This window comes from Cellulomonas sp. T2.31MG-18, from assembly GCF_964266755.1.
In the GTDB taxonomy this organism is placed as follows: Bacteria; Actinomycetota; Actinomycetes; order Actinomycetales; family Cellulomonadaceae; genus Cellulomonas.
In genome coordinates, this window is record NZ_CAXWGW010000001.1 from 798,789 (window position 1) to 825,053 (window position 26,265).

Here is a 26,265-nt window from a genome sequence, read left to right on the forward strand (position 1 = left end):
AGATCCCTCATGTCGGTACAGACGCCCCGCGTCCACCGCGCCGCACGCCGGCGCCAGGCGGTCTACTGGCTCTACCTGCTGCCCGGTGTCATCGCGCTGACGGCCGTGATCATCGTGCCGTTCGGCCTGAACGTGTTCTACAGCCTGCACCGGTGGAAGGGCGGCCTGTCGCCCATGCACTGGTACGGGTTCGGCAACTACACCGACCTGCTGCACGACGCGGCGTTCTGGAGCTCGTTCCGCAACTCCGTCTGGATGATCGTCGCGATGGTGATCGTCCCGACGCTGATCGGCCTGATCCTGGCGGCGGTGCTGTTCGACTACATCGGCAAGAACGTCGGCAACCGGACCGCCAGCTTCCTGCGGGCGACGTACTACCTGCCGCAGATCATGCCGGTGGCCGTCGCGGGCATCGTCTGGAACTGGATCTTCAACGCCGAGACGGGGTCGCTGAACGCGATGCTGCACAGCATCGGCGTCGCGCACCCGCCCAACTGGCTGGGCAGCCCGTCGACGGCGCTGCCCGCGGTGATGCTGGTGCTGGTCTGGATCCAGATCGGCTACCCGACCGTGATCTTCATGTCGGCCCTGCAGCGGGTGGACCCCGAGCTGTACGAGGCCGCCGAGCTGGACGGCGCCGGCTGGTTCCGCCGGTTCCGCGCGATCACCATCCCGCAGATCAAGCCCGAGACCTTCGTCATCACGCTGACCTGCACCATCGCGGCGCTGAAGGTGTTCGCGCCGATCTACGTGCTGACCCGCGGCGGTCCCGAGCTGTCGACCCTGGTGCCGTCGTACTACTCGTTCCTCAACTTCTTCGACAAGTCCAAGGTCGGCTACGGCGCCGCCGTCGCCACCGTCCTGACGCTGGTGATCGTCGTGGTCGCAGCCGTCATCCAGCTGCTGCAGAACCGCTCCGCCCGCAGGGACGAGGAGGGTGTCCGATGACCACGATCGCGCAGGCGCCGACCGAGGTCGCCGCACCCGTCAAGGCCACCCGCACGGGCGACCGTCACCACCGTGGCGCCCTGCGCTGGGTGGTGCTGGTCGGCTGCGCCGTCGTCGCGGTGCTGATGCTGGCGCCGTTCGTGCTGATGCTGATCAACGCGTTCAAGTCGCCCGCCGACTACTCGACGCACGGCCCGCTGAGCCTGCCCACCAACCTGTACTTCACGGGCCTGACGAAGTTCTGGACCACCGTCGACTTCCCGGTGAAGCTGTGGAACTCGATCTGGACGTCCGCCGCGGTGTCGGTGCTGGGCACCGGCCTGTCGCTGCTGACCGCCTACGCGATCGGCATCGGCCGGGTGCGGGGCCGCGCCTGGCTGGTGGCGGTGTTCCTGCTGGCCAACATGCTGCCGCAGGAGGTGCTGCTGTACCCGCTGTACACGATGGCGCAGAAGGTGGGCCTGAACAACAGCGGCTGGTCGATCGTCATCATCTTCACGGTGATCCAGTCGGCATTCGGCACGTACCTTCTCGCGAGCGTCCTGGGCACGTTCCCCAAGGCATTGCTGGAGGCGGCGGCGCTCGACGGCGCGAACAGCTGGCGCGTGCTGTGGCGGGTGGTGTTCCCCATCGTCCGGCCGACGCTCGCGGTGCTGATGATCTTCTTCTTCATCTGGACGTGGAACGAGTTCTTCATCCCGCTGGTGATGCTCACCACGCCGGCCTCGCAGACCGTGCCGATCGCGCTGAGCTCGCTGCAGGGCGACCGCCTGCTCGACGTGCCGACGCTGAACGCCGGCGCCCTGGTGTCCCTGCTTCCCACCCTCCTGTTCTTCCTGTTCTTCCAGCGCACGCTCACCCGTGGGGTGACCGCCGGCGCGGTGAAGTAGCACCCGACCCGCGAAGGAATTCCCTGCGATGAAGTTCACCAACGGCTACTGGATGGACCGCGACGGGTTCACCCTGATCCGCCCCGCCGAGGTGCGGGACGTCGTCGCCGACCCGGAGGCCGGCACGCTGACCGTGTACGGCACGGCGAAGCGGATCCGCACCCGCGGCGACACGCTCAACCTCCCGCTGATCACCGTCACGTACTCGGCGCCGGCGCCCGGCGTGGTCCGGGTGCGGATCGCCCACTTCGACGGGGGAGTGGAGCGCCGTCCCGGCTTCGCGATCGCCGGTCAGCCGGGCTTCGTCCCGCAGGTGCGGGTGGACGACGAGGTCGGCGAGCTGGTCTCCGGCGAGCTGACGGTGCGGGTGCGCCGCGGCCCCGGCTGGCTGGTCGAGTTCCGGTCCGGCGGTCGGTTGCTCACCTCGTCCGCCAACCGCTCGGTGGGCGCAGCGACGGCGCCCGACGGCACGACCTACGTGCACGAGCAGCTGACCCTGGCCGCCGGCGAGCTGGTGTACGGCCTGGGCGAGCGGTTCGGGCCGGTGGTGAAGAACGGCCAGACCGTCGACATCTGGAACCTCGACGGCGGCACGTCCTCGGAGCAGGCGTACAAGAACGTGCCGTTCTACCTGACGTCCCGCGGGTACGGCGTGCTGGTGGACCACCCCGAGAAGGTCTCGTTCGAGGTCGCCTCGGAGATGGTGGAGCGCACGCAGTTCTCGGTCCCGGGCCAGGTGCTCGAGTACCTGGTGATCGACGGCCCGACGCCCAAGGACGTGCTGCGCCGGTACACGGCGCTGACCGGCCGGCCGGCGCGCGTGCCCGCCTGGTCCTTCGGCCTGTGGCTGACCACGTCGTTCACCACCGAGTACGACGAGAAGACGGTCAGCTCGTTCATCGACGGGATGGCCGAGCGGGAGCTGCCGCTGTCGGTGTTCCACTTCGACTGCTTCTGGATGCGCGAGTTCCACTGGACCGACTTCGTGTGGGACCCGGCGACGTTCCCCGACCCCGAGGGGATGCTCACCCGCCTGAAGGCGAAGGGCCTGCGCATCTGCGTCTGGATCAACCCGTACATCGCCCAGCGCTCCCGGCTGTTCGAGGAGGGCAAGGCCAAGGGCTACCTGCTGCGCAACACCGACGGCAGCGTCTGGCAGTGGGACCTGTGGCAGGCCGGCATGGCGCTGGTCGACTTCACCAACCCGGCGGCGGCCGACTGGTACGCCGGCGAGCTGCGCACCCTGCTGGGCCAGGGCGTCGACTGCTTCAAGACGGACTTCGGCGAGCGCGTCCCCACCGAGGGCGTCGCGTGGTTCGACGGCTCCGAGCCGGACCGGATGCACAACTACTACACGCACCTCTACAACCAGACGGTGTTCGACGTGCTGCGCGACGTGCGCGGCGAGGGTGACGCGGTGCTGTTCGCCCGGTCGGCGACCGTCGGCGGCCAGCAGTACCCGGTGCACTGGGGCGGCGACAACGACTCCTCGCTCGCCTCGATGGCGGAGACGCTGCGCGGCGGCCTGTCGCTCGGCCTGTCCGGCTTCGGGTACTGGTCGCACGACATCGGCGGGTTCGAGGGCACGCCCGACCCGCTGGTGTTCAAGCGGTGGTTGGCGTTCGGCCTGCTGTCGTCGCACTCCCGCCTGCACGGCTCCGGCTCGGTCCGGGTCCCGTGGGCGTTCGACGACGAGGCCGTCGACATCACGCGGCGGTTCACCCACCTCAAGCTCTCGCTGATGCCGTACCTCGGCCGGGTGGCCGAGGAGGCGCACACCGACGGCATCCCGATGCTGCGGCACATGCTGCTGGAGTTCGGCGACGACCGGTCGGCGTTCACCGCCGAGACGCAGTACATGCTGGGCGACAGCCTGCTGGTGGCGCCCGTGCTCTCCCCGGACGGCGTCGCCGAGGTGTACGTGCCGGAGGGCACCTGGACCTCGCTCCTGGACGGCTCAACGGTGACCGGCCCGCGCTGGGTGAACCAGGTGCACGGCCTCGACTCGCTGCCCGTGCTGGTGCGGCCCGGCACCGTGCTGCCGGTCGGCGCGGTCACCGACCGGCCGGACTACGACTGGGCGGACGGCGTCACGCTTCGCGCCTTCGAGCTGGCCGACGGCGACCGGCGCGAGGTGGTGGTCCCGTCGTCGACCGGCGGGGCGGCGACCACCTTCGTCGTGCGCCGCGAGGGCGACCGGCTGCTGGCCGAGGGGCCCGCGGACGTCGCGTGGCGGCTGCAGGTCGCTGACCTGGTCGTCGACGCCGCCGACGGGCGCGCGGAGCTGCCGCTCGACTGACCCCTCGACCCGACCCCGACGCCGAACCCGACCAAGGCCGTTCGGCCTGACCACCGTGGGCGGCGCACCCCCGACGCCGCCCCCGGGCCCAGAGCCCGGCGTGAGCAGACCCCCCTCACGCCGGGCTCTGCTGCGTCCACCGGGCACCGCCCACGCAGCATTCACAGGCTGGTCACAGCCGGGATCGGCAGCGCGTCCAGCAGCCGTCCCTAGCGTCGCTCGTGAACATCGGCACACGACGTGAGGACGACATGCGCAAGCGGTGGAGGTCGGCGCGCCCGGCTGGGCGGGTGCTCGCGGTGGTGCTGCTGGCCGTCGTGCTGGCGGCCGGCGGTACGGGCATCTGGTGGTTCGCGGGACGCGACGCCGCCTCGGCCGCGACGACGGCGACCACCACCACGCGCGACGTGGCGGCGAGCCTGACCACGATGCAGAAGTCGGTCTCCGGCACCGGCACGTTGACGCCCAAGGTGAACCAGACGGTGAACTTCGCGGTCAGCGGCACGGTCACCGCCGTGAACGTGGCCGCCGGGGCGACCGTCACCGCCGGGCAGGCGCTGGCCACCGTCGACACCCTGCAGCTCAACGCGGACCTGCTGTCCGCGAAGGCGACGCTCGCCAGCGACCAGGCCAAGCTGGCCGACCTCCAGGCCGCCTCGACCGGCACCGCCGCGCAGGTGGCGCAGATCGCGGCCGCGTCGGCCCAGGTGGCCGTCGCCCAGTCGCAGGTGGACAGCGCGACGACCGCGCTGGGCGAGGCGACCCTCACCGCACCGGTCGCCGGCCTGGTGACCAGCGTGAACGTGGTCGTCGGGCAGAAGGTGACCGGCTCGGCGTCCGGCACGACGAGCACCAGCGGCAGCGGGTCGACCGGCACGTCGGGCTCCTCCGGCTCCTCCGGTTCGGCCGGGTCGGCCGGCGGCGGGCAGGGCGGCGCGGGGTCGTCCGGGGGCTCCTCGTCGTCCGGGTCCTCCGCCTCCTCGTCGAGCGCGGAGTTCACCATCGTCGGCACGGACGCCTACCAGGTGTCCGTCGGGGTCAGCGACAGCGACATCGCCAAGGTGGCCGTCGGCGACCAGGTCGAGATGACGTCGACCAGCCTGTCCGGCACGGTGTTCGGCACGGTGTCGTCCATCGGGCTGCTGTCCACGTCGTCCGGCGTGGCGAGCTACCCCGTGGTGGTCGACGTGACCGGCGACGTGAGCAAGCTGCACGACGGCATCTCGGTGACCGCCGCGATCGTCTACGAGCGGCGCGCGAACGTGCTCGCCGTCCCGACCGCCGCCGTCACCACCGCCAACGGCACGAGCACCGTGCAGAAGGTGGACGCCGAGGGCGCCGTGCAGACCGTCGAGGTGCAGGTGGGCGAGACGTCCGGGCAGCTGACCGAGATCACGTCCGGGCTCTCCGAGGGCGACCTGGTGCGCGAGGTCGTGTACACCCGCACGGGGTCCGGCACGGGCACCCAGCGCGGGTACGGCGGGTACACCGGGACCGGTGGCACCCGGGGCTACGGCAACGGCGGCACGGGGCAGTTCCCGGGCGGCTTCCCTGGTCAGGGCGGTCAGGGCGGTCAGGCGGGCCAGGGCGGCCAGCAGGCGGGCACGACGGGGAGCCGGACGAATGGCTGACGGCAGCCCGCGGCACGGCGGCACGGCTCCGCTGGACGGCGTGCTCCCGATCGGCGCTCCGACGGCGGTGCAGGAGCGGTTCGCCGAGCACGCCGCGACCCCGGTGATCGAGCTGGCAGGCGTGAGCAAGACGTACACCACCGGCAGCATCACGTTCGAGGCGCTGCGCGGGGTCGACCTGCGGATCGACCAGGGCGAGTACGTGGCGATCATGGGCCCGTCCGGCTCCGGCAAGTCGACGCTGATGAACATCCTCGGCTGCCTGGACGTGCTCACCACCGGTGCCTACCGGCTGGCCGGCGAGGACGTCTCCGAGCTCGACGAGGTGGAGCTGGCGCACATCCGCAACCGCCGGATCGGGTTCGTCTTCCAGCAGTTCAACCTGCTGCCGGCGCTGTCCGCCTGGCGCAACGTCGAGCTCCCGCTGATCTACGCCGGGGTGCCGTCCGCGGAGCGCAAGGCCCGCGCGATGGACGCGCTCGCGCGCGTCGGCCTGGCCGACCGCACCGCCAACCGGCCCGGCGAGCTGTCCGGCGGCCAGCAGCAGCGGGTCGCGGTGGCACGTGCCCTGGTCAGCGACCCGGACCTGATCCTGGCCGACGAGCCGACGGGCAACCTCGACTCCGTCTCCACCGCCGACGTGCTGGGCCTGTTCGACGAGCTGCACGCCGCCGGCCGCACGGTGGTGCTGATCACCCACGAGCTCGAGGTCGCCCAGCGCGCCCGCCGCATGGTGCGGGTGCGCGACGGCCGGGTGCTGTCCGACACCGATCCCGACGATCGCGCGGCCGCCCACGTCGCCGAGGGCGAGGGGGCGGCGCGATGACCTGGACCCAGACGCTGCACACCGCCTGGTCGGCGGTCCGCTCGCACACCCTGCGCTCGACGCTGACCATCCTGGGCATCCTCATCGGCATCGCCGCGGTGATCCTCACCGTCGGCCTCGGCCTCGGCTCGCAGAAGGACGTGTCGGCGCGGATCAACTCCCTCGGCTCCAACCTGCTGATCGTCACGCCGGGCAGCAGCACCAGCACCACCGGCGTCCGCGGCGGCTTCGGCTCCAACACCACGCTGAAGCGGTCCGACGCCGTCGCCCTGACGTCGAAGGACAACGCCCCGGACATCGCCGCGGTCGCCCCCGAGAAGTCGACCCAGCTGTCGCTGGTCAACGGCACCACCAACTGGACCACCACCGTCACCGGCACCACGGCGTCGTGGCTGGGGGTCCGGGCGCGGCAGCTGTCCGCCGGGCAGTTCATCACCGACGCGCAGGACACCGCCCGCGCCGACGTGGTGGTCCTCGGCGCCGACACGGCCACGCAGCTGTACGGCACCACCAACGCGGTGGGCCGCACAGTGACCATCAACAACGTCGAGTTCACCGTGATCGGGGTGCTGTCCACCGCCGGGTCGAGCGGGAACACGAGCCTCGACGACCTCGCGGTGGTGCCCCTGTCCACCGCGGCGGAGCAGCTGGTCGGCGGCAGCACCCGCGACGCCGTCTCCCGCATCTACATCGAGGCGGCGTCGGCCCAGCAGCTGTCCGGGGCCTCGCAGGAGGCGACCCAGCTGCTGCTCAACCTGCACTCGATCACCACCGCGTCCAGCGCGGACTTCACGGTCTCCTCGCAGGAGTCGCTGGTGTCGACCGCCACCGCGGTGGCCCGCACGCTCACCGTGCTGCTGACCGGAATCGCGGCGCTGTCCCTGCTGGTCGGCGGCATCGGCGTGATGAACATCATGCTGGTGTCGGTCACCGAGCGAACCCGGGAGATCGGCCTGCGCAAGGCGCTCGGCGCCCCGCCGTGGGCCATCCGCCGGCAGTTCCTGGTCGAGGCGTCGATCCTCGGCCTGGCCGGCGGTCTGCTCGGCTGCCTGCTGGGCGTGGTGTCGGCCAACACGCTGCCCAAGCTGCTGAACAGCACCATCGTCGTGTCCGGCGTCGCCGTCGCCGGCTCGGTGGTGGTCGCCGTCGCCATCGGGCTCGTCTTCGGGGTCTACCCCGCCACGCGGGCCGCCCGGCTCGCACCCATCGACGCGCTGCGCTCGGAGTGATCACCGTGCAGCGCGCCCGTACCAGCACCATCCCCACCTCGAGGAGCTCTGCCATGTCGTCGTCCCGTCCCACGGCTGCCCGGCTGCACCGCGCCTGGGCCCTCCCGCTCGGCGCCGTCGTGGTCCTCACCCTCGCCGCCTGCGGCGGCGGTGCCGCCAACGCGAAGGCCCCCGCGGCCCCCGCGGCGTCGGCCTCGGCCGGCGCTCGGTCCGGCTCGGGCGGCGGCGCCGCCCAGCAGGACCGGGGCGGGGTGCGCGGCACCATCGCGGCCGTCACCGGCCAGGTGATGCAGCTGCAGGACACGTCCAGCCAGACGGCCGTCGCGTGGACCTCCAGCACCGTCATCAGCCAGCAGGTCGCCGGCAGCCTGGCGGACGTCACGCCGGGGGTGTGCATCCTGGCGACCACGGCGTCGTCCGGCACCGCGACGGCGTCCACGTCCGGCGCGGCGACCTTTGTCACCATCACCCAGCCGGTCGACGGCGCGTGCGCGGCTGGCTTCGGCGGGGCGGCGGGGGCGCCCGGTGGTGGCATGCCGACCGGCGCCCCACGCTCCGGTACCCGGCCCAGCGGTGCCCCGACGGGCGGCGCGGGCGGCTTCGCCCGGCCGGTCGACGGCCTGGTCACGGGCGTGTCCGGGAGCACGATCACGGTGCAGACGACCACGCGTGCCGCGGGCACCTCCGGCACCGCGACCCCCGGCACGGCCAGCCCTGGCACGACGACCGGCACCGCCACCGTGACGGTCGACTCGGCGACGACGTACCGCACCACCAGGACGGCGGACGCGTCGGTCATCGTCGTCGGCCAGTGCGCCACGGCCCGCGGCCAGGCGGACACCTCCGGCAAGGTGACGGCGACCAGCATCGTCGTGTCCCCGCCGACCAACGGCACGTGCGTGACCGCCAACCGCGGCTTCGGCGGCAACCGCGGCGGCCAGAACGGGCAGCCCCAGCAGGGCGCTCCGGCGGCGGGCTCCAATGCCTGAGCGGACCACCGTGCGACGGCGCCGCGCTCGTGGGCGCCGGGTCGCGGCGCTCGCGGCGGCCGGCGCCGTGGTGCTGACGATCGCCGGCGGGGGAGTGGCCCTGGCCATGTCCCGGCAGTCGGAGACGCGCTACACCACGGCGACGGCCAAGCTGGGCTCGGTCACGCAGACCGTGTCGGCCGTCGGGACCGTCGCCTCGGCCACCCGCCGCGACGTCGCGTTCCCCGTCGCGGGGACGGTCGCGTCCGTGGCGGTGGGCGTCGGCCAGACGGTGACGGCCGGTCAGACGTTGGCCACCCTCGACCCGACCGCGCTGCAGAACGCCGTGGACGCGGCGACCACCACGCTCCAGACGGCCCAGCAGCAGCTGCAGACCGACCTGGACTCGCAGACCAGCGCGGCCTCGACGACCTCCTCGGCGTCGTCCGGCGGCAGCTCGACCGGTGCCGCCACCGCGACGTCGTCCGCCGCAGCCGGTGCGTCGTCGGGCGCCGCGGCCGGCTCGGCCTCCGGTTCCGCCTCCGGCTCCGGGACCGGCTCGTCCGCCGGTGCCGGCTCGTCCGGTGCGTCGTCGGCTGTCGCCACAGCCCTCGCCGGCGTGCAGAAGGCCCAGCAGGCCCTGCTCACCGCGTACGACGCCGCCGACACGGCGCTGAAGGCGAGCACCACCGCGCTGCAGGACGCCCAGACGGCCTGCGCCGCGGTGACGCCGTCCCCGACGCCCACCCCCACCGCGACCCCCAGCCCGACGCCCAGCCCGACGGCATCGGCCTCCCCGACGCCCACCGCGACGCCCAGCCCCACCGCGAGCCCGAGCGCCACGGCCACGCCGACGCCCACCCCGACCGTCACCCCGACGCCCACGCCGAGCCCGACCGCCACGACCACGTCGCTGGTCACCAGCGGCACGCCACCCACGGCGGCGCAGCTGCAGGCGTGCCAGACGGCTCTCGTCGCGGTCGGCACCGCGCAGACCACCACCGGCACCGCGCAGACGGCCGTCGGCACGGCGGCGCAGGCCCTGGACAAGGCGGTCGGCGCGCTGCAGAAGGCGGTCACCGCCTCGGCCGGCACGTCCGGTCCCGGTACGTCGGGCCCGTCGGCCGGCACCGGCTCGGCGGGCAGCAGCACCCGCACGTCGTCCGGCACCGGCTCGTCGACCACCGGCACGTCCGGCTCGTCGTCGGCCGCCCGCACGTCCACCGGCGCGTCCGGCGCGGGGACCACCACCGTCGCGAGCGCGGCGGACATCCTCTCCGACCGGGCGGCGATCGACTCGGCGCAGTCCAAGCTCGACATCGCCGACCAGAACCTGTCCCTGGTCACGCTGACGTCGCCGATCGCCGGCACGGTGGCGGCCGTGAGCCTGTCGGTCGGCAGCAGCGTCGCGGCGCAGTCCACGTCCGCCGTCGTCACGGTGGTCGGCACCGACGGGTTCGTCGTGAGCACCACCGTCCCGCTCGCCTCGATCGACGCGGTGAAGGTGGGGCAGACGGTCGCGATCACCGTGCCGTCCACCACGGCGACGCTGGCCGGCACGGTCAGCAGCATCGGGGTGCTGGACGTCTCGTCGACCTCGACCCCGTCCTACGCCGTCACCGTCGCCGTCAGCCCGACCACCGAGAAGCTGTACGGGGGCTCGTCCGCCCAGCTGGTGATCACGGTGGCCGGCACCGGCCAGGTGCTCACCGTCCCCACCTCCGCGGTGCACGTCGACGGCCAGACGGCGACGGTGCAGGTGCTGGACAACGGCGTTGCCAAGACCGTGACCGTGCAGCGCGGTGCGGTCGGCTCGGAGCTGACGCAGATCACCTCGGGCCTGACCGAGGGCCAGAAGGTCGTGCTCGCGGACCTCTCGGTCCCCATGGTCAGCAGCACCCGCTCCTCGTCGTCCACCGGCCTGCTGTCCGGCGGCAACGGGGGTGCCAACCGGCAGTTCGCCGGCACCCTCAACGGCCCGCCTGCCGGCGGCGTACGGCCGGGCGGCTGATCCGGGTCGGCCCGGGTCTGCGGGCCGACCCTGCCTGACGACGCGGCGACTTGTCGGCGCCGTCGTCGTCCCGGTGCCGATCGCGCGTTGCCCCGGCGCGCGGTCGGCACCGACCATCGGCGGGCCCAACTAGGCTCGGCGCGGACGGCCGGAGCACCCGGTCGCGACGGGGGAGGCCGGGCATGAACGAGGGCACCGACCGGGCGGACGACGAGCGGGCGCAGCGCGCCCACGTGCTGGTCGTCGGCGGCGGCGTGATGGGCGGCACGCTGGTGGAGGCGCTGCTCGCGGCGGGCTGGTCCCCGCGCGACGTCGAGGTGGCGGAGCGGGACGTCGCCCGCTCCGAGGACCTGCACCGTCGGCTCGGCGTCCTGACCGCAGCCTCCACGGAGCACGCGGCCGCCCGTGCCGACGTCGTCCTGGTCGCCGTCAAGCCCGACGTGGTGGGCGACGTGCTCACCACCATCGGCCCGGCGCTGCGCGGCGGTGCCCCGGTCATCAGCGTCGCCGCCGGCCTGCCGCTCGCCTTCTACGAGCAGCGGCTGCCCACCGGCACCCCGGTGATCCGCGTGATGCCCAACACGCCGGCGGTGGTCGGCAAGGGTGCCGCGGCGCTCGCCGCCGGTTCGGCGGCCACCGAACGGCACCTGGCGCTCGCCGAGACGATCCTGCGTCCCACCGGCCTGGTGGTGCGGGTGCCCGAGAAGCAGCTCGACGCCGTCACGGCGATCTCCGGCTCCGGCCCGGCGTACGCCTTCTACCTGATCGACGCGATGGCGGAGGCCGGGGTGCTGCTCGGCCTGCCCCGTGACCTGGCGACCCGCCTCGCGGTCGCGACCGTCGAAGGGTCCGCCGCGCTCGCCGCACAGAGCGGCGACCACCCGGTGGTGCTGCGCGAGCGCGTCTCGTCGCCGGGCGGCACCACGGTCGCCGCCGTCGCGCAGCTGGACGCCCACGGGGTACGTGCCGGTGTGGTCGCAGCCGCCCGGGCGGCGTACGAGCGCTCCCGCGAGCTGGGTTCGGCCCAGTCCGCCTCGCCGCGGCACTGACGGCGCGCCCCGTGCCGAACGTCCCCGCCGCCGTGCCGACGTCCCGCGCCGCCAACCCGCGCCCACCCGCGATGAGCGACGTGGCTGTGGTCGCGGGGGTCTCCCACCAGACCGTCTCGCGCGTGCTCAACGACCACCCGAGCGTCCGGCCCGAGACCCGCGCCCGGGTGCTGGCCGCCATCGCCGAGCTCGGGTACCGGCGCAACAGCGCCGCGCGAGCGCTGGTCACCCGGCGCACCGGTGTCCTGGGCGTCGTCGCGCCCGCCAGCACGCTGTTCGGCCCCACCAGCACGCTGGTCGGCCTGCAGGAGTCCGCCCGGCTGGTCGGTGCGGTGGTGGCGGTGGCGATGCTGCGCAGCTTCGACGCCGACTCGATGCACCAGGCGGTCGAGCAGTTCCTCACCCAGGGCGTCGAGGGTCTCGCGGTGATCGCGCCCAACACCGAGGTGATGCGGGTCCTCGAGCAGGCGCCGACCTCGCTCCCCGTGGTGATCGTCTCCTCCGGCGACCTCGGCACGGAGGCGGAGCACCTGCACCAGGTGGCCGTCGACCAGCGCGGGGGCGGTCGTCTGGCCACGTCGCACCTGCTCGCGCAGGGCTATGGCGAGGTGGTGCACGTCGCGGGGCCGCAGGACTGGTTCGACGCCCAGGAGCGGCTCGCGGGCTGGCGCGACGCGTGCCGGTCGGCGGGGATCGAACCGGGTGCGCCCATCGAGCCGCCGGCGCCGATGGAGTCCGGCTGGTCGGCCGCGCACGGAGCAGCGGTGGGCCGACGGCTGGTCAAGGAGGGGTTGCCGCGGGCCGTCTTCGCCGCCAACGACCAGCTGGCCATCGGGCTGCTGCACGCGTTCTGGGAGGCGGGCGTCCGGGTGCCCGACGACGTGGCGGTGGCGGGTTTCGACGACGAGGCGGGCGCCGCGTACACGATCCCGGCCCTGACCACCGTCCGGCAGGACCTGGCGGCGCTCGGCGCACGCGCGGTCCGCGTGCTGATGGGGGCGACGGCGGGCAGCCCGCCGACCGTGGGCATCATCCCCGCGCACCTCGTCGTGCGCGCCTCCTCCCTGCGCCGGCCCTGAGGCCGGAAAGCCCTCCTCACCAGGCGGCTTGGCACCAGACCATGTGAGCGCTAACATCCTCCACGACCGATCGTGAAGGAGCGGACCAATGGTGGTCGTGCCCAACGCCGCGCGTGCCCACGCCGCAGCCCCCGACGTGACGAGCGTCTCCCGTGAGGCCGTCACCTCAGGACGTACCTCGCTCGGCATCGAGCTCGGCTCCACGCGCATCAAGGCGTGCCTGATCGGCCCGGACCACACGCCGATCGCCAACGGCAGCCACGACTGGGAGAACCAGCTGGTCGACGGCGTGTGGACGTACTCGCTCGAGGACGTCTGGGCCGGCCTGCAGGCGGCGGTGGCGGACCTGTTCGCGGACGTGCAGCGGCAGTACGGCGTGCGCCCGACGACCTTCGGGGCCATCGGCGTCTCCGCGATGATGCACGGCTACCTGGCGTTCGACTCCGAGGACCGGCTGCTGGTGCCGTTCCGGACGTGGCGCAACACGTCGACCGGCCGCGCCGCCGGCGAGCTGACCGAGCTGCTGGGCCACAACATCCCGCTGCGCTGGTCGATCGCCCACCTGTACCAGGCGGTGCTCGACGACGAGCCCCACGTCCCCGACGTCCGCTTCGTCACCACGCTCGCCGGCTACGTGCACTGGCAGCTGACCGGCCGCCGCGTGCTCGGCGTCGGCGACGCCTCGGGCATGTTCCCGATCGACCCCGCCACCCGGGGCTACGACAAGGACATGCTGGCGGCGGTCGACGGTCTGCTCGCCACGCACCGCGGGCTCGAGCCCGGCCTGGCCCTCGACGCCCTGCTGCCGCAGGTGCTCTGCGCCGGCGAGGAGGCGGGCAACCTCACCCCGGAGGGTGCCGCGCTGCTCGACCCGACCGGCAGCCTGCGTGCCGGCATCCCGCTGTGCCCGCCGGAGGGCGACGCCGGCACCGGCATGGTCGCCACCAGCTCCGTCGCACCCCGCACCGGCAACGTCAGCGCCGGCACCTCGATCTTCGCGATGGTGGTGCTCGAGCGGCCGCTGGCGCACGTGCACCACGAGCTCGACGTGGTCACCACGCCCGCCGGCGACCCGGTGGCGATGGTGCACTGCAACAACGGCGCCAGCGAGCTGGACGCCTGGGTGGGCCTGTTCCGCGAGTTCGCGCTGCGCTCGGGGCACGGGTCCTCGTCCGACGAGGTGTTCGGCACCCTGTTCCGCGCCGCGCTCGAGGGCGAGGCGGACGGTGGCGGCCTGCTGGCCTACAACTACCTCGCCGGCGAGCCGGTCACCGGCCTGGAGTCCGGCCGGCCGCTCGTCGTGCGCACGCCGGGCAGCAGCCTGACGCTGCCGACGTTCATGCGCGCCAGCATCTACGGCGCCTTCGCCACGCTCAGCCTCGGCATGCGCGTGCTCGCGGCCGAGGGCGTCGGCCTCGACGCGATGTTCGCCCACGGGGGCGTGTTCCGCACCGCCGGCGTCGCCCAGCGGTTCCTGGCCGCGGCGATCGGCGCGCCGGTGGCCGTCGGTCGCACCGCCGGTGAGGGCGGTGCGTGGGGCATCGCCGTGCTGGCCGCCTACCTGACCTCCGGTGCGGAGCAGGACCTCGGCGAGTACCTGCGGACCCGCGTGTTCGCCGGTGCGGACCTCGACGTCGTCGAGCCGGACGCGGCCGACGTGGCCGGGTTCGCCGCCTACCTCGACCGCTACCAGGCCGGGCTCGCCGTCGAGCGCGCCGCGACGCTGGCCCTCTGACCCCCGCGACCCAGGAGCCGTCACCGATGACCGTCCGACCCCTGTCCGAGTACTCGGCCGCCGTGCGCGCCGAGGTCGAGCGCACCCGTGAAGTGGTCGCCCGGCTGCACGCCGAGCTGCCGCGCTGGGAGCTGGTCGTGTGGACGGCGGGCAACGTCTCGCAGCGCGTCCCGGTGGAGGACGGCGAGGACCTGCTGGTGATCAAGCCCTCGGGCGTCACCTACGACGAGCTGACGCCGGAGTCGATGGTCGTCTGCGACCTGGACGGCAACCTCGTCGACGGCACCCGCCAGCCCTCGTCGGACACGGCCGCGCACGCCTACGTGTACCGGCACATGCCGAACGTCGGCGGCGTGGTGCACACGCACTCGACGTACGCGACGGCGTGGGCCGCCCGCGGCGAGGCGGTGCCGTGCGTGCTGACGATGATGGCCGACGAGTTCGGCGGCCCCATCCCGGTCGGCCCGTTCGCCCTGATCGGCGACGACTCGATCGGCCGCGGCATCGTCGACACCCTGTCCGGCTCCCGCAGCCGGGCCGTGCTGATGCAGAACCACGGCCCCTTCACCATCGGCCGCGACGCCAAGGACGCCGTCAAGGCGGCCGTCATGGTCGAGGAGGTCGCCCGCACGGTGCACCTGTCCCGCCAGCTGGGCGACCTGATCCCGATCGACCAGCGCCACATCGACGCGCTGTACGCCCGCTACCAGAACGTCTACGGCCAGGGCGACAGCGCCCCGGTCTCCACCGGTTCCGCACTCGACGAGGAGTCCCGAGCATGAGCAAGCCGTACGCCGACCGCGAGGTCTGGTTCCTGACCGGGAGCCAGGGCCTGTACGGCGAGGAGACGCTGCGCCAGGTGGCGGAGCAGTCGCAGGAGGTCGCCCGCACCCTCGACGCGAGCGACGACGTGCCGGCCACGATCGTCTGGAAGCCGGTGCTGACGGACTCCGCCGCGATCCGCCGGGCGATGCTCGACGCGAACAGCCGAGACGACGTCCTCGGCGTCATCACCTGGATGCACACGTTCTCCCCGGCCAAGATGTGGATCGCCGGCCTCGACGTGCTGAGCAAGCCCCTGCTGCACCTGCACACCCAGGCGAACGTCGAGCTGCCGTGGGACGGCATCGACTTCGACTTCATGAACCTCAACCAGGCCGCGCACGGCGACCGGGAGTACGGCTACGCGCTGGCCCGTCTCGGCGTCGCCCGCACCACCGTCGTCGGCCACGCCTCGAACCCGGCCGTCACCGGGCGCGTCGGCACCTGGGTGCGCGGTGCCGCCGGCTGGGCCGCCACGCACGAGCTGCGGCTGGCGCGGTTCGGCGACAACATGCGCAACGTCGCCGTCACCGAGGGCGACAAGACCGAGGCGGAGCACGTCTTCGGCGTCAGCGTGAACACGTGGGGCGTCAACGACCTCGTCGCCGCGGTGGACGCGGTCGAGGACGCGACGGTCGACTCCCTGGTCGCGGAGTACGAGGACCTGTACGACGTGGTCCCGGAGCTGCGCAAGGGCGGCGAGCGGCACGAGTCCCTGCGGTACGCGGCGCGGCAGGAGGCGGCGCTCGAGGCGTTCCTCGGGGAGCTGGGCGCCAAGGCGTTCACGACGAACTTCGAGGACCTCGGCGCGCTGCGCCAGCTCCCGGGCATCGCCGTGCAGCGCCTGATGGCCAAGGGCTACGGCTTCGGCGCCGAGGGCGACTGGAAGACGGCGGTCCTGGTCCGGGCCGCCAAGGTGATGGGCGCCGGCCTGCCCGGTGGCGCGTCGCTGATGGAGGACTACACCTACGACCTGACCCCGGGCGACGAGCGCATCCTCGGTGCGCACATGCTCGAGGTCTGCCCGTCGCTGACCACCTCGACGCCGAAGGTCGAGATCCACCCGCTCGGCATCGGCGGCAAGGAGGACCCGGTCCGCATGGTGTTCGACGCCGACCCCGGCGTCGGCGTCGTGGTGTCCCTCGCGGACATGCGGGACCGGTTCCGCCTGACCGCCAACGTCGTCGACCTGGTGGAGCACCCGGCGCTGCCGAACCTGCCGGTCGCCCGGGCCGTCTGGAAGCCGCGCCCGGACTTCACCACGTCGGCGGAGGCCTGGCTGACCGCCGGCGGGGCGCACCACACCGTGCTGTCCACGGCCGCCGGCGTCGACGCCTTCGAGGTGTTCGCCACCATCGCGCGCACCGAGCTGCTCGTCATCGACGAGGCCACCACGGCCCGCGGGTTCCGCGACCAGGTGCGCTTCAACGCCGCGTATTACCGCCTGGCGCAGCGAATCTAGCTGTTACCCAAATGTGACTCCACGGCCTTGGGAAATCGCAGATGTGAGCGCTAACCTGGACCACGAGAACACGTGACGCCGGAGGTTTACCTTCGTCCGTCTGAGCACCACAGACGCAGTACCCGCGGCCATATCGTCGTATGGCCGTGAATCTCAACGAGGAGATCATCGATGCACGTCAAGCGCATCGCTGCCATTGCGGCAGCATTCACCCTGTCCCTGACGATGGCCGCGTGCAGCGGCGGCGGCGCGGGCTCCACCTCGGGTTCCACCGCCGGCAGCACCGCCGGTGGCGGCGCCGCCACCAAGGGCGACCTGATCGGCGTCGCGATGCCGACCAAGTCCTCCGAGCGCTGGATCAACGACGGCAACAACGTCAAGAGCCAGCTCGAGGCCCTGGGCTACAAGGTCGACCTGCAGTACGCCGAGGACGACATCCCCACCCAGGTGAACCAGATCGACACGATGATCACCAAGGGCGCCAAGGTCCTGATCGTCGCCTCGATCGACGGCACGGCCCTCACCAGCCAGCTCGAGCAGGCCCACTCCAACGGCATCAAGGTCATCGCGTACGACCGCCTGATCCGCAACTCGGCGAACGTGGACTACTACACGACGTTCGACAACTTCAAGGTCGGCGTGCAGCAGGCCACCTCGCTGCTGACCGGCCTGGGCGTCCTCGACGCCTCGGGCAAGGACGCCGGCAAGACCGGCCCGCTCAACATCGAGCTGTTCGCCGGCTCGCCGGACGACAACAACGCGACGTTCTTCTACAACGGCGCGATGAGCATCCTCAAGCCGTACATCGACAAGAAGGTCCTGGTCGTCAAGTCCGGCCAGACCGACTTCAAGACCATCGCCACGCTGCGGTGGGACCCGGCCACGGCGCAGTCCCGCATGGAGAACCTGCTGACGTCCACCTACGCGGACGGCTCGAAGGTCGCCGGCGTGCTGTCCCCGTACGACGGTCTGTCGATCGGCATCCTCGGCGCCCTCAAGGGCGTCGGCTACGGCACGGCGAGCCAGCCGTACCCGATCGTGACCGGTCAGGACGCCGAGGCGGCCTCGGTCAAGTCGATCATCAAGGGCGAGCAGTACTCGACCATCTACAAGGACACCCGTGAGCTGGCCAAGGTCACGGTTGCCATGACCGACGCGATCCTCAAGGGTCAGGAGCCGAAGGTCACCGACACCAAGACCTACGACAACGGCGTCAAGGTGGTCCCGTCCTACCTGCTCGAGTCGCAGATCATCACGAAGGACAACTACAAGAAGGTCCTCGTCGACGGTGGCTACTACACCGAGGCGCAGCTGAGCTGACGTCCCGCCACGATCAGCAGCGCGGCGCCCCGCCGGTCCTTCCGGCGGGGCGCCGCCCCGAGACAGCAGGATCGGTTGGGCACATGAGTGACGACATCCTCCAGATGCGTGGCATCACCAAGACGTTCCCCGGAGTCAAGGCGCTCCAGGACGTGAACCTCACGGTCGCGCGGGCCGAGATCCACGCGATCTGCGGAGAGAACGGCGCCGGCAAGTCGACGCTGATGAAGGTGCTCTCGGGCGTCTACCCGTACGGGGACTACGAGGGCGAGATCTACTTCGACGGCGAGCTGTGCAAGTTCAACAGCATCCGCGCGAGCGAGCAGCGCGGGATCGTCATCATCCACCAGGAGCTCGCGCTCAACCCGCTGCTGTCGATCGCAGAGAACATCTTCGTCGGCAACGAGCTGTCGCAGCGTGGCTTCATCGACTGGAACAAGACGAACGCCGAGGCCGCGCGCCTCATGGCGCGAGTCGGCCTGACCGAGAACCCGACCACCCGCATCGCGGACATCGGGGTCGGCAAGCAGCAGCTGGTGGAGATCGCCAAGGCGCTCTCCAAGGAGGTCAAGCTCCTCATCCTGGACGAGCCCACGTCGGCGCTGAACGACGCGGACTCCGAGCACCTGCTCAACCTGCTCCGGCAGCTCAAGGAGCAGGGCATCACCTCGATCATGATCTCCCACAAGCTCAACGAGATCGCCGAGATCGCCGACTCCACGACGGTCATCCGGGACGGCCGGACCATCGAGACGCTCGACATGAAGCGCGACGAGGTCACGGAGGACCGGATCATCCGCGGCATGGTGGGTCGCGACCTCGAGCACCGGTTCCCGGAGCACACGCCGACCATCGGCGAGGAGGTCCTCCGGGTCGAGGACTGGACCGTGCACCACCCGATCCAGCACGAGCGGGTCGTTGTCGACCACGCCTCCCTGAACGTGCGGCGCGGCGAGATCGTCGGCCTGGCCGGTCTGATGGGTGCGGGCCGCACCGAGCTGGCGATGAGCGTGTTCGGCCGGGCCTACGGCGCCGACATCTCGGGCCGGGTGATCAAGGACGGCAAGGAGCTGCGCCTGCACACCGTGCCGGACGCGATCGCCGCCGGCATCGCGTACGCCACGGAGGACCGCAAGCGCTACGGCCTCAACCTGATCGAGACGATCAAGCAGAACATCTCGGTCGCCGCCCTCGGCAAGGTGTCCCGCCGCGGCTGGGTCAACGACAACGAGGAGACCAAGGTCGCGCAGGACTCGCGCGTCTCGATGAACATCAAGGCCCCCTCGGTCCTGGCGCTCGCCGGCAAGCTGTCCGGCGGCAACCAGCAGAAGGTCGTGCTGAGCAAGTGGATCTTCGCCGACCCTGACGTGCTGATCCTCGACGAGCCGACGCGCGGCATCGACGTGGGCGCCAAGTACGAGATCTACACGATCATCAATCGCCTCGCGGACGCCGGGAAGGCGGTGCTGTTCATCTCCTCCGAGCTGCCCGAGCTCCTGGGCATGTGCGATCGCATCTATGCGATGAGCGCCGGCCGGATCACCGGTGTGGTGCCGCGCGAGCAGGCGACCCAGGAATCCCTCATGCAGCTCATGACCAAGGTAAAGGACTGACGCCGATGGGCGCGCTCGCCGGGGTGAAGGACGCCTTCACCAAGAACTTCCGCCAGAGCGGGATCTATCTCGCATTCGTTGCGATCATCATCCTGTTCTACTTCCTGACGGACGGCGTTCTCCTGACGCCGCAGAACGTCACGAACATCGTCGTCCAGAACTCCTACATCCTGATCCTGGCCATCGGCATGGTCATCGTGATCATCGCCGGCCACATCGACCTGTCGGTCGGCTCGGTGGTGGCGTTCACCGGCGCCGTCGCCGGTGTGGTCACCGTCCGGCACGGCATGCCGTGGTGGATCGGTGTTGTCGCGGCCCTGGTGGTCGGCGCGCTGGTGGGCGCCTGGCAGGGCTACTGGGTGGCGTTCGTCGGCATCCCGGCCTTCATCGTCACGCTGGCCGGCATGCTCCTGTTCCGCGGCGCCACGATGGTGACGCTGGGCAACACGCAGATCTCGCCGTTCCCGGACGACTTCCGCAACATCGCGTCCGGCTACCTCAACGGGGTGATGGGCGGCAACGGGTTCGACGCGTTCACCCTGCTGCTCGGCGCCCTCGGCGTGATCGGCTACGCCTTCAGCCAGTGGCGCAAGCGGCGTGCCCGCATCGCCTACCAGCAGGACGTCGAGTCGATGCCGCTGTTCATCGGCCAGATCGTCATCATGGGCGCGGTCGTCATGGCGTTCGCGTGGGAGCTGGCCAACTACAAGGGCCTCCCGATCGTGCTGATCATCCTGGCGGCGCTGATCCTCGTGTACGCGGCCGTCACCAAGAACAGCGTCTTCGGCCGCCACGTGTTCATGATCGGCGGCAACCTGAACGCGGCCACCCTGTCCGGCATCAAGGTCAAGTGGGTCAACTTCTGGATCTTCGTCAACATGGGCGTGCTGTCCGCGCTCGCCGGCCTGGTGTTCACGGCCCGTCTGAACCTGGCCAACCCGAAGGCCGGTACCGGCTTCGAGCTGGACGCCATCGCCGCCGCGTTCATCGGCGGTGCGGCGGTGACCGGCGGTGTCGGCACCGTGGTCGGCACCATCGCCGGTGGCCTGATCATCGGTGTGATGAACAACGGCATGTCGATCATGGGCGTGGGCATCGACTACCAGCAGGCCATCAAGGGCCTGGTGCTGCTGATGGCCGTCGCGTTCGACGTGTACAACAAGCGGCGGGCCGGCGTCAGCCGCTGACCTGCGCAGCTCCACCGCCGGGCACAGCCCGCCCGGCGCCGACGACCCGCCCTCCGGCACCTCGGAGGGCGGGTCGTCGGCTGTCCGCAGTCCCTACGCTGGGGCCGTGGCGGGACGAGCGCGGGCGGCCGACGGCGCCGCGGGCGCGGTCGGAGGCGGCGAGGACCAGGCCCGGCCGCGCGGCCGCCGGCCCGCGGGCTCGGACACCCGGGGCGACATCGTCGCCGCGGCCCGGGCGGAGCTGGCCCAGCGTGGGTACGACGGCGCGTCGGTCCGGTCGGTGGCGCGTCGCGCCGGGGTGGACCCGGCGCTGGTGCGGCACTACTTCGAGGACAAGGCCGAGCTGTTCGCCGCAGCGATGGTGCCGACGGGGGTCGAACCGGCACAGGTGGTCGGGCAGCTGCTGGAGGGCGGGCTCGACGGGCTCGGTGAACGGCTTGCCCGGGCGGTGCTCGAGGTGTGGGAGGACGAGCACGGCGAGCGGTTCCGGGTCCTGTTCGGTGCCCTGGGCTCCAGCGAGCCGCACGTGCAGGCGATGGCGCAGTTCCTCGGCCGGCAGGTGTTCGCGCGCGTCGTGGCCGCGCTGCCGACGCCGGACGCCGACCTGCGGATGGCGCTGGCCGCCTCTCATGTGGTCGGTGTGCTCATCGCTCGCCACGTGCTGCAGCTCCCGGAGATCGCCGGGATGGGCACCGACCGGCTGGCGGCGCTCGTCGGACCGGCGCTGCAGGGCTACCTGACCGGACCCCTCGCGGATGTCCGGTCACCCGATCGGCCCACGGCGCCCCTTGCGGGCGCGCACACGGAGGAGGACTATTCCTCACATGAGGAATAACGAGCACGGCGGCGGACGGCCCGTCGCCGTCGAGGTGCGCGGGCTCCGGGTGGTCCGGGTCGGCAACGTGGTGCTCGACGGCCTGGACCTCACCGTCCCGGCCGGTGAGGTCGTCGGGCTGCTCGGACCCAGCGGCAGCGGCAAGACGACGCTGATGCGCTCGATCGTCGGCGCGCAGGTCGTGGCAGGCGGCACCGTCACGGTGCTCGGGCGGCCCGCCGGGTCCCCGCCGCTGCGCCGCGAGGTCGCCTACGTCACCCAGGCGCCCAGCGTGTACGCGGACCTGACGGTCGGGGAGAACCTCCACTATGCAGGCTCGCTGCTGGGGGCGCCGGAGTCCGACCCCGCGCGGGTGCTCGACGAGGTGGGGCTGACCGGGTTCGAGCGGCGCCTCACCGGGACGCTGTCCGGCGGGGAGCTGTCCCGGGTCTCGCTGGCGGTCGCGCTGCTGAACACCCCGGCGCTGCTGGTGCTCGACGAGCCGACGGTCGGGCTGGACCCGGTGCTGCGGCGGGACCTGTGGAGCCTGTTCGGGCGGTTGCGGGACGCCGGGCGGTCCCTGCTGGTGTCCAGCCACGTGATGGACGAGGCGGCCCGCTGCGACCGGCTGGTGCTGATGCGCAACGGTGCGGTGCTGGCCGACGGCACGCTCGCCGAGCTGCTCGCCGAGACGGGTGCGGCGGACGCCGAGGGCGCCTTCCTCAGCCTCGTCGACCGGGCGAACGCCGGGGACGGGTCGGTGGCCGCATGAGCCCGCGCCTGACGGCTGCGACGACCGGCCGCGTGCTGCGCCAGCTGCGGCACGACCCCCGGACGATCGCGCTGATCCTCGTGCTGCCCTGCCTGCTGCTGGGCCTGATCGCGTGGATGTTCCACGGCACCGACGTGCTCGACAGGTTCGGGCCGATGCTGGTGGGCCTGTTCCCGTTGATCGTGATGTTCCTGGTCACGTCCGTGGCGACGCTGCGCGAGCGGACCTCCGGCACCCTCGAACGGCTGATGACCCTGCCGATCGGCCGCGGCGACTTCGTCATCGGGTACGCGATCGCGTTCGCCGTGCTCGCCCTGGTGCAGTCGCTGGTGGTCACCGGGTTCGCCGTGTGGGTGTGCGGGATGGACGTCAAGGGTCCGTTCCTGCTGATGGTGCTGGTCGCGGTGCTCGACGCGGTGCTGGGCTGCGCGCTCGGCCTGGCCGCCTCGGCGGTGGCCCGCACCGAGTTCCAGGCCGTGCAGCTGATGCCGGCGATCATCTTCCCGCAGCTGATCACGGCCGGCCTGCTGATGCCGCGCGCACACATGCCGACCCTGCTCGAGTGGCTGTCCCGCGTGCTTCCGCTGACCTACGGCGTCGAGGCGATGCAGCGGATCGCCTTCGGCGACGGCTGGTCGAAGGTGAGCGGGGACGTCGGCGTGATCGCCCTGTTCATCGTCGGCTCGCTGCTGCTGGGCATCAGCACGCTGCGCCGGCGCACGGCCTGAGCGCCGGCCGGACGACGCGCCGGCCCGACGCCGCCTCGGCCTAGCGGGTCGCCTCGAGCCGGGCCAGCTGCTCCGCCACGTCGTAGTCCGCCGACGGCCAGTGCAGGTCCAGGTCCTCGAGCGCGTCCAGCACCAGCTGCGAGACCGCCAGCCGGGCGAACCACTTGCGGTCGGCCGGCACGACGTGCCACGGGCAGTCCGGGGTCGAGGTCCGGTCGAACATCACCTGGTAGGCCTCCTGGTAGTCGTCCCAGCGCGCCCGGGTGTCCACGTCGCCCGGGTTGAACTTCCAGTGCTTGTCGGACCGCTCCAGGCGCTCGTGCAGCCGCCGGTACTGCTCCCCGTGGGAGATCATCAGCGCCACCTTGATCACCTGCGTGCCGGCCTTGGCAAGCTCGGACTCGAAGTCGACGATCTCGTCGTACCGCCGTTCGATCACGTCCCGTGGCGCGAGCTCATTCACCCGGGCGACCAGCACGTCCTCGTACTGCGACCGGTCGAAGACGCCGATCTTCCCCGCCGGCGGGAGCGCCCGGCGGATGCGCCACAGGTAGTCGTGCCGGCGCTCCTCGGCCGTCGGGACGCCGAACGAGTGCAGCGCGACGCCCTGCGGGTCGACCATCCCCATCACGTGCCGCACGATCCCGCCCTTGCCGGCGGTGTCCAGGCCCTGCAGCACCAGCAGGATCGAGCGCGTGCCGCCGGTGCGCCCCTCGGCGAACAGCCGCTCCTGCAGGTCGGACATCCGCTCGCCGATGGCGCGGGTGATCGCGGCGCCGGTCTTCTTGCCGTCGCCGAACCCGGGTGTGCCGCGCGTGTCGAGGTCCGCCAGCCGGAACCGCGGGTGCACCGCCAGGGCCTCCGCCGCCTTGGTCGACCAGCCGTCCGCCACCATCGCCGTCCCCTTCCGTGTGGTCTGCCGCGCGGGCCCGGGTCGTCGCGGTGGTGCCGCGCGTGCCTCGGACCGTCGTCACGTGGCACGGATCCTCGTCCTGCGCCGCCGGTGGCGCGACCGGTCCGCCCCGGATGCGTGGACGCTGGATCGACACCGGCGCCCCGCGGTGCAACCGTGAACCCATGACCTCGCTGTCCCGCACCACGACGGTCGCTCGGGTGGTGTGGTCCACCGAGCTGCTGGCGTACGACTTCGGCCCCGGCCACCCGATGACCAGCGAGCGGATCGACCTGACCATCGCGCTCGCGGCCGGCCTGGATTTGCTCGACCAGCCGGACGTCGAGGTGGTCGGTGCCGAGCCCGCCTCCGACGCGCTGCTGACCACGGTGCACGAGCCGGCGTACGTCGCCGCGGTGCACGCCGCCGCCGAGCAGGGGCTGCCCGACCTCGCCCGGGGTCTGGGGACGTCCGACGACCCGATCTTCCCGCTGATGCACACGGCCGCCGCCAGCATGGTCACCGGGTCGGTCGACGCCGCGCTCTCCGTGTGGGCGGGTGACGTGCAGCACGCGGTCAACGTGGGCGGCGGTCTGCACCACGCCATGCCCGGTGCCGCCTCGGGCTTCTGCGTGTACAACGACGCCGCGCTGGCGATCCGGGCGCTGCTGGACGCCGGGGCGGCCCGCGTGGCGTACGTCGACATCGACGCCCACCACGGGGACGGTGTGCAGGCCGCCTTCTGGGACGACCCGCGGGTGCTGACCATCTCGCTGCACGAGACCGGCCACGCCCTGTTCCCGGGCACCGGCTGGGCGAGCGAGATCGGCGGGCCCCACGCGCTCGGCACGGCCGTCAACGTCGCGCTGCCGTCCCGGACGGGCGACGCGGGCTGGCTGCGGGCGATCGACGCGGTGGTGCCGCCCGTGGTGCGGGAGTTCGCGCCGGACGTGCTGGTGACCCAGCACGGGTGCGACACGCACGTGTCCGACCCGCTGACCACCCTGCGCACGTCCGTGGACGGTCAGCGGCGTGCCGCGGAGCTGCTGCACGACCTGGCGCACGAGCTGGTGGATGGCCGGTGGCTCGCCCTGGGCGGTGGGGGTTACGCGATGGCCGACGTGGTGCCGCGGGTCTGGTCGCACCTGATCGCCACGGCGACGCATCGGTCGGTCCCTCCGGACACCGCACTGCCGGAGGACTGGGTGACCATCGTGGAGGCTCGCTACGGCCCCCTGTCGACCCACCGGATGACGGACGGTCAGCCCGCGACGTTCCGCCCGTGGTCGGCCGGCTACGACCCGGCGGACGACGTCGACCGAGCCATCCGGGCGACGCGGGCGGAGGTGTTCCCGCACCTCGGGCTGGACGTCGACTACGCATGATTTCGGTCACATCAGACCCTTCGGTCACCCCTTTCCCACCCGTCCCACCAGCCACTACGCTGTGCGCCGAGCACCCGGCGTCGTCGGGCTCGTCCCGCGGCGACACCCGGCCGCGACCGTTCCCCGGGCGCGCGCCCGAGAGAGAGCAGACATGAGCGAGCAGTCCGGCCGGGTGCGGTTCCTCACGGTGCTCGAGGTGGCCGAGGTCATGCGCGTGTCGAAGATGACGGTGTACCGGCTGCTGCACTCGGGCGAGCTGCCCGGGGTGCGCGTCGGACGCTCCTTCCGCGTGCCGCAGGACGCGCTGGACGCCTACCTGCGCTCGTCCGCCACGGCGTTCGTGGACGACGAGGGCTCGGCCCGGCGCGAGGACCGCCGGTCCTCCTGAACGGCCCGGCGCGGTCGTCGGTGGAGCCGGTCGCCCGGCACTGTCGGCCGGCCCTGTCGGCCGGACCCGTCAGCCGGACCTGTCAGCCGGGTCGGTCCGCGCGTCGCGCCGCCCCGCGCCGAGGGCGTAAGGTAGGCGACCGGACTTTCCTGCGTGGGCGCCTCGGTTGATCCAGTGCGTCCGTCCCGCGCCGATCGACCAAACCGAGGCCCGTGCG

General features: G+C 72.2%; 22 protein-coding genes. 21 read left to right on the forward strand and 1 reads right to left on the reverse strand.

What is annotated here, in order from left to right; all coding sequences use genetic code 11:
• Window positions 1-9 precede the first annotated feature (9 nt).
• The 19 genes from ACFQTY_RS03685 to ACFQTY_RS03775 all read left to right on the forward strand — a co-directional run bounded on the left by ACFQTY_RS03685 (window position 10) and on the right by ACFQTY_RS03775 (window position 23,383).
• On the forward strand, window positions 10-948 hold the full coding sequence (locus ACFQTY_RS03685) for a carbohydrate ABC transporter permease (RefSeq protein WP_337973582.1): 939 nt from the start codon (window positions 10-12) through the stop codon (window positions 946-948).
• Window positions 945-1,838: a carbohydrate ABC transporter permease gene (locus ACFQTY_RS03690; RefSeq protein WP_378097439.1), complete on the forward strand. Its 894-nt coding sequence runs from the start codon at window positions 945-947 to the stop codon at window positions 1,836-1,838. Before ACFQTY_RS03685 ends, ACFQTY_RS03690 begins: the two co-directional genes overlap by 4 nt.
• A gap of 28 nt (window positions 1,839-1,866) precedes the next feature.
• Entirely contained in the window at window positions 1,867-4,137 is a 2,271-nt protein-coding gene (gene yicI, locus ACFQTY_RS03695; RefSeq protein WP_378097442.1) for an alpha-xylosidase, read from the forward strand.
• Between the two features lie 221 nt (window positions 4,138-4,358).
• The gene (locus ACFQTY_RS03700; protein WP_378097446.1) at window positions 4,359-5,768 is read left to right on the forward strand and encodes an efflux RND transporter periplasmic adaptor subunit; all 1,410 of its coding nucleotides are present in this window, start codon (window positions 4,359-4,361) and stop codon (window positions 5,766-5,768) included.
• Entirely contained in the window at window positions 5,761-6,594 is an 834-nt protein-coding gene (locus ACFQTY_RS03705) for an ABC transporter ATP-binding protein (RefSeq protein WP_378097449.1), read from the forward strand. Before ACFQTY_RS03700 ends, ACFQTY_RS03705 begins: the two co-directional genes overlap by 8 nt.
• Window positions 6,591-7,823, forward strand: a complete 1,233-nt coding sequence (locus ACFQTY_RS03710; RefSeq protein ID WP_337973577.1) for an ABC transporter permease — start codon at window positions 6,591-6,593, stop codon at window positions 7,821-7,823. The genes ACFQTY_RS03705 and ACFQTY_RS03710 overlap by 4 nt, the downstream gene beginning before the upstream one ends.
• Before the next feature lie 53 nt (window positions 7,824-7,876).
• On the forward strand, window positions 7,877-8,812 hold the full coding sequence (locus tag ACFQTY_RS03715) for a hypothetical protein (protein ID WP_378097453.1): 936 nt from the start codon (window positions 7,877-7,879) through the stop codon (window positions 8,810-8,812).
• Window positions 8,805-10,802 carry an HlyD family efflux transporter periplasmic adaptor subunit gene (locus ACFQTY_RS03720; RefSeq protein ID WP_378097456.1) on the forward strand — a complete coding sequence of 666 codons (1,998 nt, stop codon included), beginning with the start codon at window positions 8,805-8,807 and terminating at the stop codon, window positions 10,800-10,802. The genes ACFQTY_RS03715 and ACFQTY_RS03720 overlap by 8 nt, the downstream gene beginning before the upstream one ends.
• Window positions 10,803-10,984: 182 nt before the next feature.
• Complete coding sequence (gene proC / locus ACFQTY_RS03725) at window positions 10,985-11,851, forward strand: pyrroline-5-carboxylate reductase (protein ID WP_378097459.1); 867 nt, start codon at window positions 10,985-10,987, stop codon at window positions 11,849-11,851.
• Between the two features lie 11 nt (window positions 11,852-11,862).
• On the forward strand, window positions 11,863-12,930 hold the full coding sequence (locus ACFQTY_RS03730) for a LacI family DNA-binding transcriptional regulator (protein WP_378097462.1): 1,068 nt from the start codon (window positions 11,863-11,865) through the stop codon (window positions 12,928-12,930).
• An 88-nt stretch (window positions 12,931-13,018) separates the two neighbouring features.
• Window positions 13,019-14,665, forward strand: coding sequence for a xylulokinase (locus tag ACFQTY_RS03735; protein WP_378097465.1), 1,647 nt, complete (start codon window positions 13,019-13,021; stop codon window positions 14,663-14,665).
• 26 nt (window positions 14,666-14,691) lie between these two features.
• On the forward strand, window positions 14,692-15,447 hold the full coding sequence (locus ACFQTY_RS03740) for an L-ribulose-5-phosphate 4-epimerase (RefSeq protein ID WP_378097468.1): 756 nt from the start codon (window positions 14,692-14,694) through the stop codon (window positions 15,445-15,447).
• On the forward strand, window positions 15,444-16,949 hold the full coding sequence (gene araA, locus ACFQTY_RS03745) for an L-arabinose isomerase (protein WP_378097471.1): 1,506 nt from the start codon (window positions 15,444-15,446) through the stop codon (window positions 16,947-16,949). Before ACFQTY_RS03740 ends, araA begins: the two co-directional genes overlap by 4 nt.
• Window positions 16,950-17,120: 171 nt before the next feature.
• A complete protein-coding gene (gene chvE / locus ACFQTY_RS03750) occupies window positions 17,121-18,269 on the forward strand; it encodes a multiple monosaccharide ABC transporter substrate-binding protein (protein WP_378097474.1) in 1,149 nt (382 codons plus the stop codon).
• An 83-nt stretch (window positions 18,270-18,352) separates the two neighbouring features.
• Window positions 18,353-19,882, forward strand: a complete 1,530-nt coding sequence (gene mmsA / locus ACFQTY_RS03755) for a multiple monosaccharide ABC transporter ATP-binding protein (protein WP_378097477.1) — start codon at window positions 18,353-18,355, stop codon at window positions 19,880-19,882.
• Window positions 19,883-19,887: 5 nt separating this feature from the next.
• Window positions 19,888-21,069: a multiple monosaccharide ABC transporter permease gene (gene mmsB / locus ACFQTY_RS03760; protein WP_378097480.1), complete on the forward strand. Its 1,182-nt coding sequence runs from the start codon at window positions 19,888-19,890 to the stop codon at window positions 21,067-21,069.
• A 106-nt stretch (window positions 21,070-21,175) separates the two neighbouring features.
• A complete protein-coding gene (locus ACFQTY_RS03765) occupies window positions 21,176-21,904 on the forward strand; it encodes a TetR family transcriptional regulator (RefSeq protein WP_378097483.1) in 729 nt (242 codons plus the stop codon).
• Window positions 21,894-22,655, forward strand: coding sequence for an ABC transporter ATP-binding protein (locus tag ACFQTY_RS03770; RefSeq protein ID WP_378097486.1), 762 nt, complete (start codon window positions 21,894-21,896; stop codon window positions 22,653-22,655). Before ACFQTY_RS03765 ends, ACFQTY_RS03770 begins: the two co-directional genes overlap by 11 nt.
• Window positions 22,652-23,383 (forward strand): ABC transporter permease, encoded by a 732-nt coding sequence (locus tag ACFQTY_RS03775; RefSeq protein WP_378097489.1) that lies wholly within the window; start codon window positions 22,652-22,654, stop codon window positions 23,381-23,383. The genes ACFQTY_RS03770 and ACFQTY_RS03775 overlap by 4 nt, the downstream gene beginning before the upstream one ends.
• Window positions 23,384-23,423: 40 nt before the next feature.
• On the opposite strand, the gene ACFQTY_RS03780 is transcribed toward ACFQTY_RS03775, so the two are convergent.
• Window positions 23,424-24,278, reverse strand: coding sequence for a polyphosphate kinase 2 family protein (locus tag ACFQTY_RS03780; RefSeq protein ID WP_378097492.1), 855 nt, complete (start codon window positions 24,276-24,278; stop codon window positions 23,424-23,426).
• A gap of 182 nt (window positions 24,279-24,460) precedes the next feature.
• Here ACFQTY_RS03780 and ACFQTY_RS03785 point away from each other — a divergent pair, with 182 nt between their 5' ends.
• Window positions 24,461-25,660, forward strand: a complete 1,200-nt coding sequence (locus tag ACFQTY_RS03785; RefSeq protein WP_378097495.1) for an acetoin utilization protein AcuC — start codon at window positions 24,461-24,463, stop codon at window positions 25,658-25,660.
• Between the two features lie 151 nt (window positions 25,661-25,811).
• Window positions 25,812-26,048 carry a helix-turn-helix domain-containing protein gene (locus ACFQTY_RS03790; RefSeq protein ID WP_291758047.1) on the forward strand — a complete coding sequence of 79 codons (237 nt, stop codon included), beginning with the start codon at window positions 25,812-25,814 and terminating at the stop codon, window positions 26,046-26,048.
• Window positions 26,049-26,265: the final 217 nt, after the last annotated feature.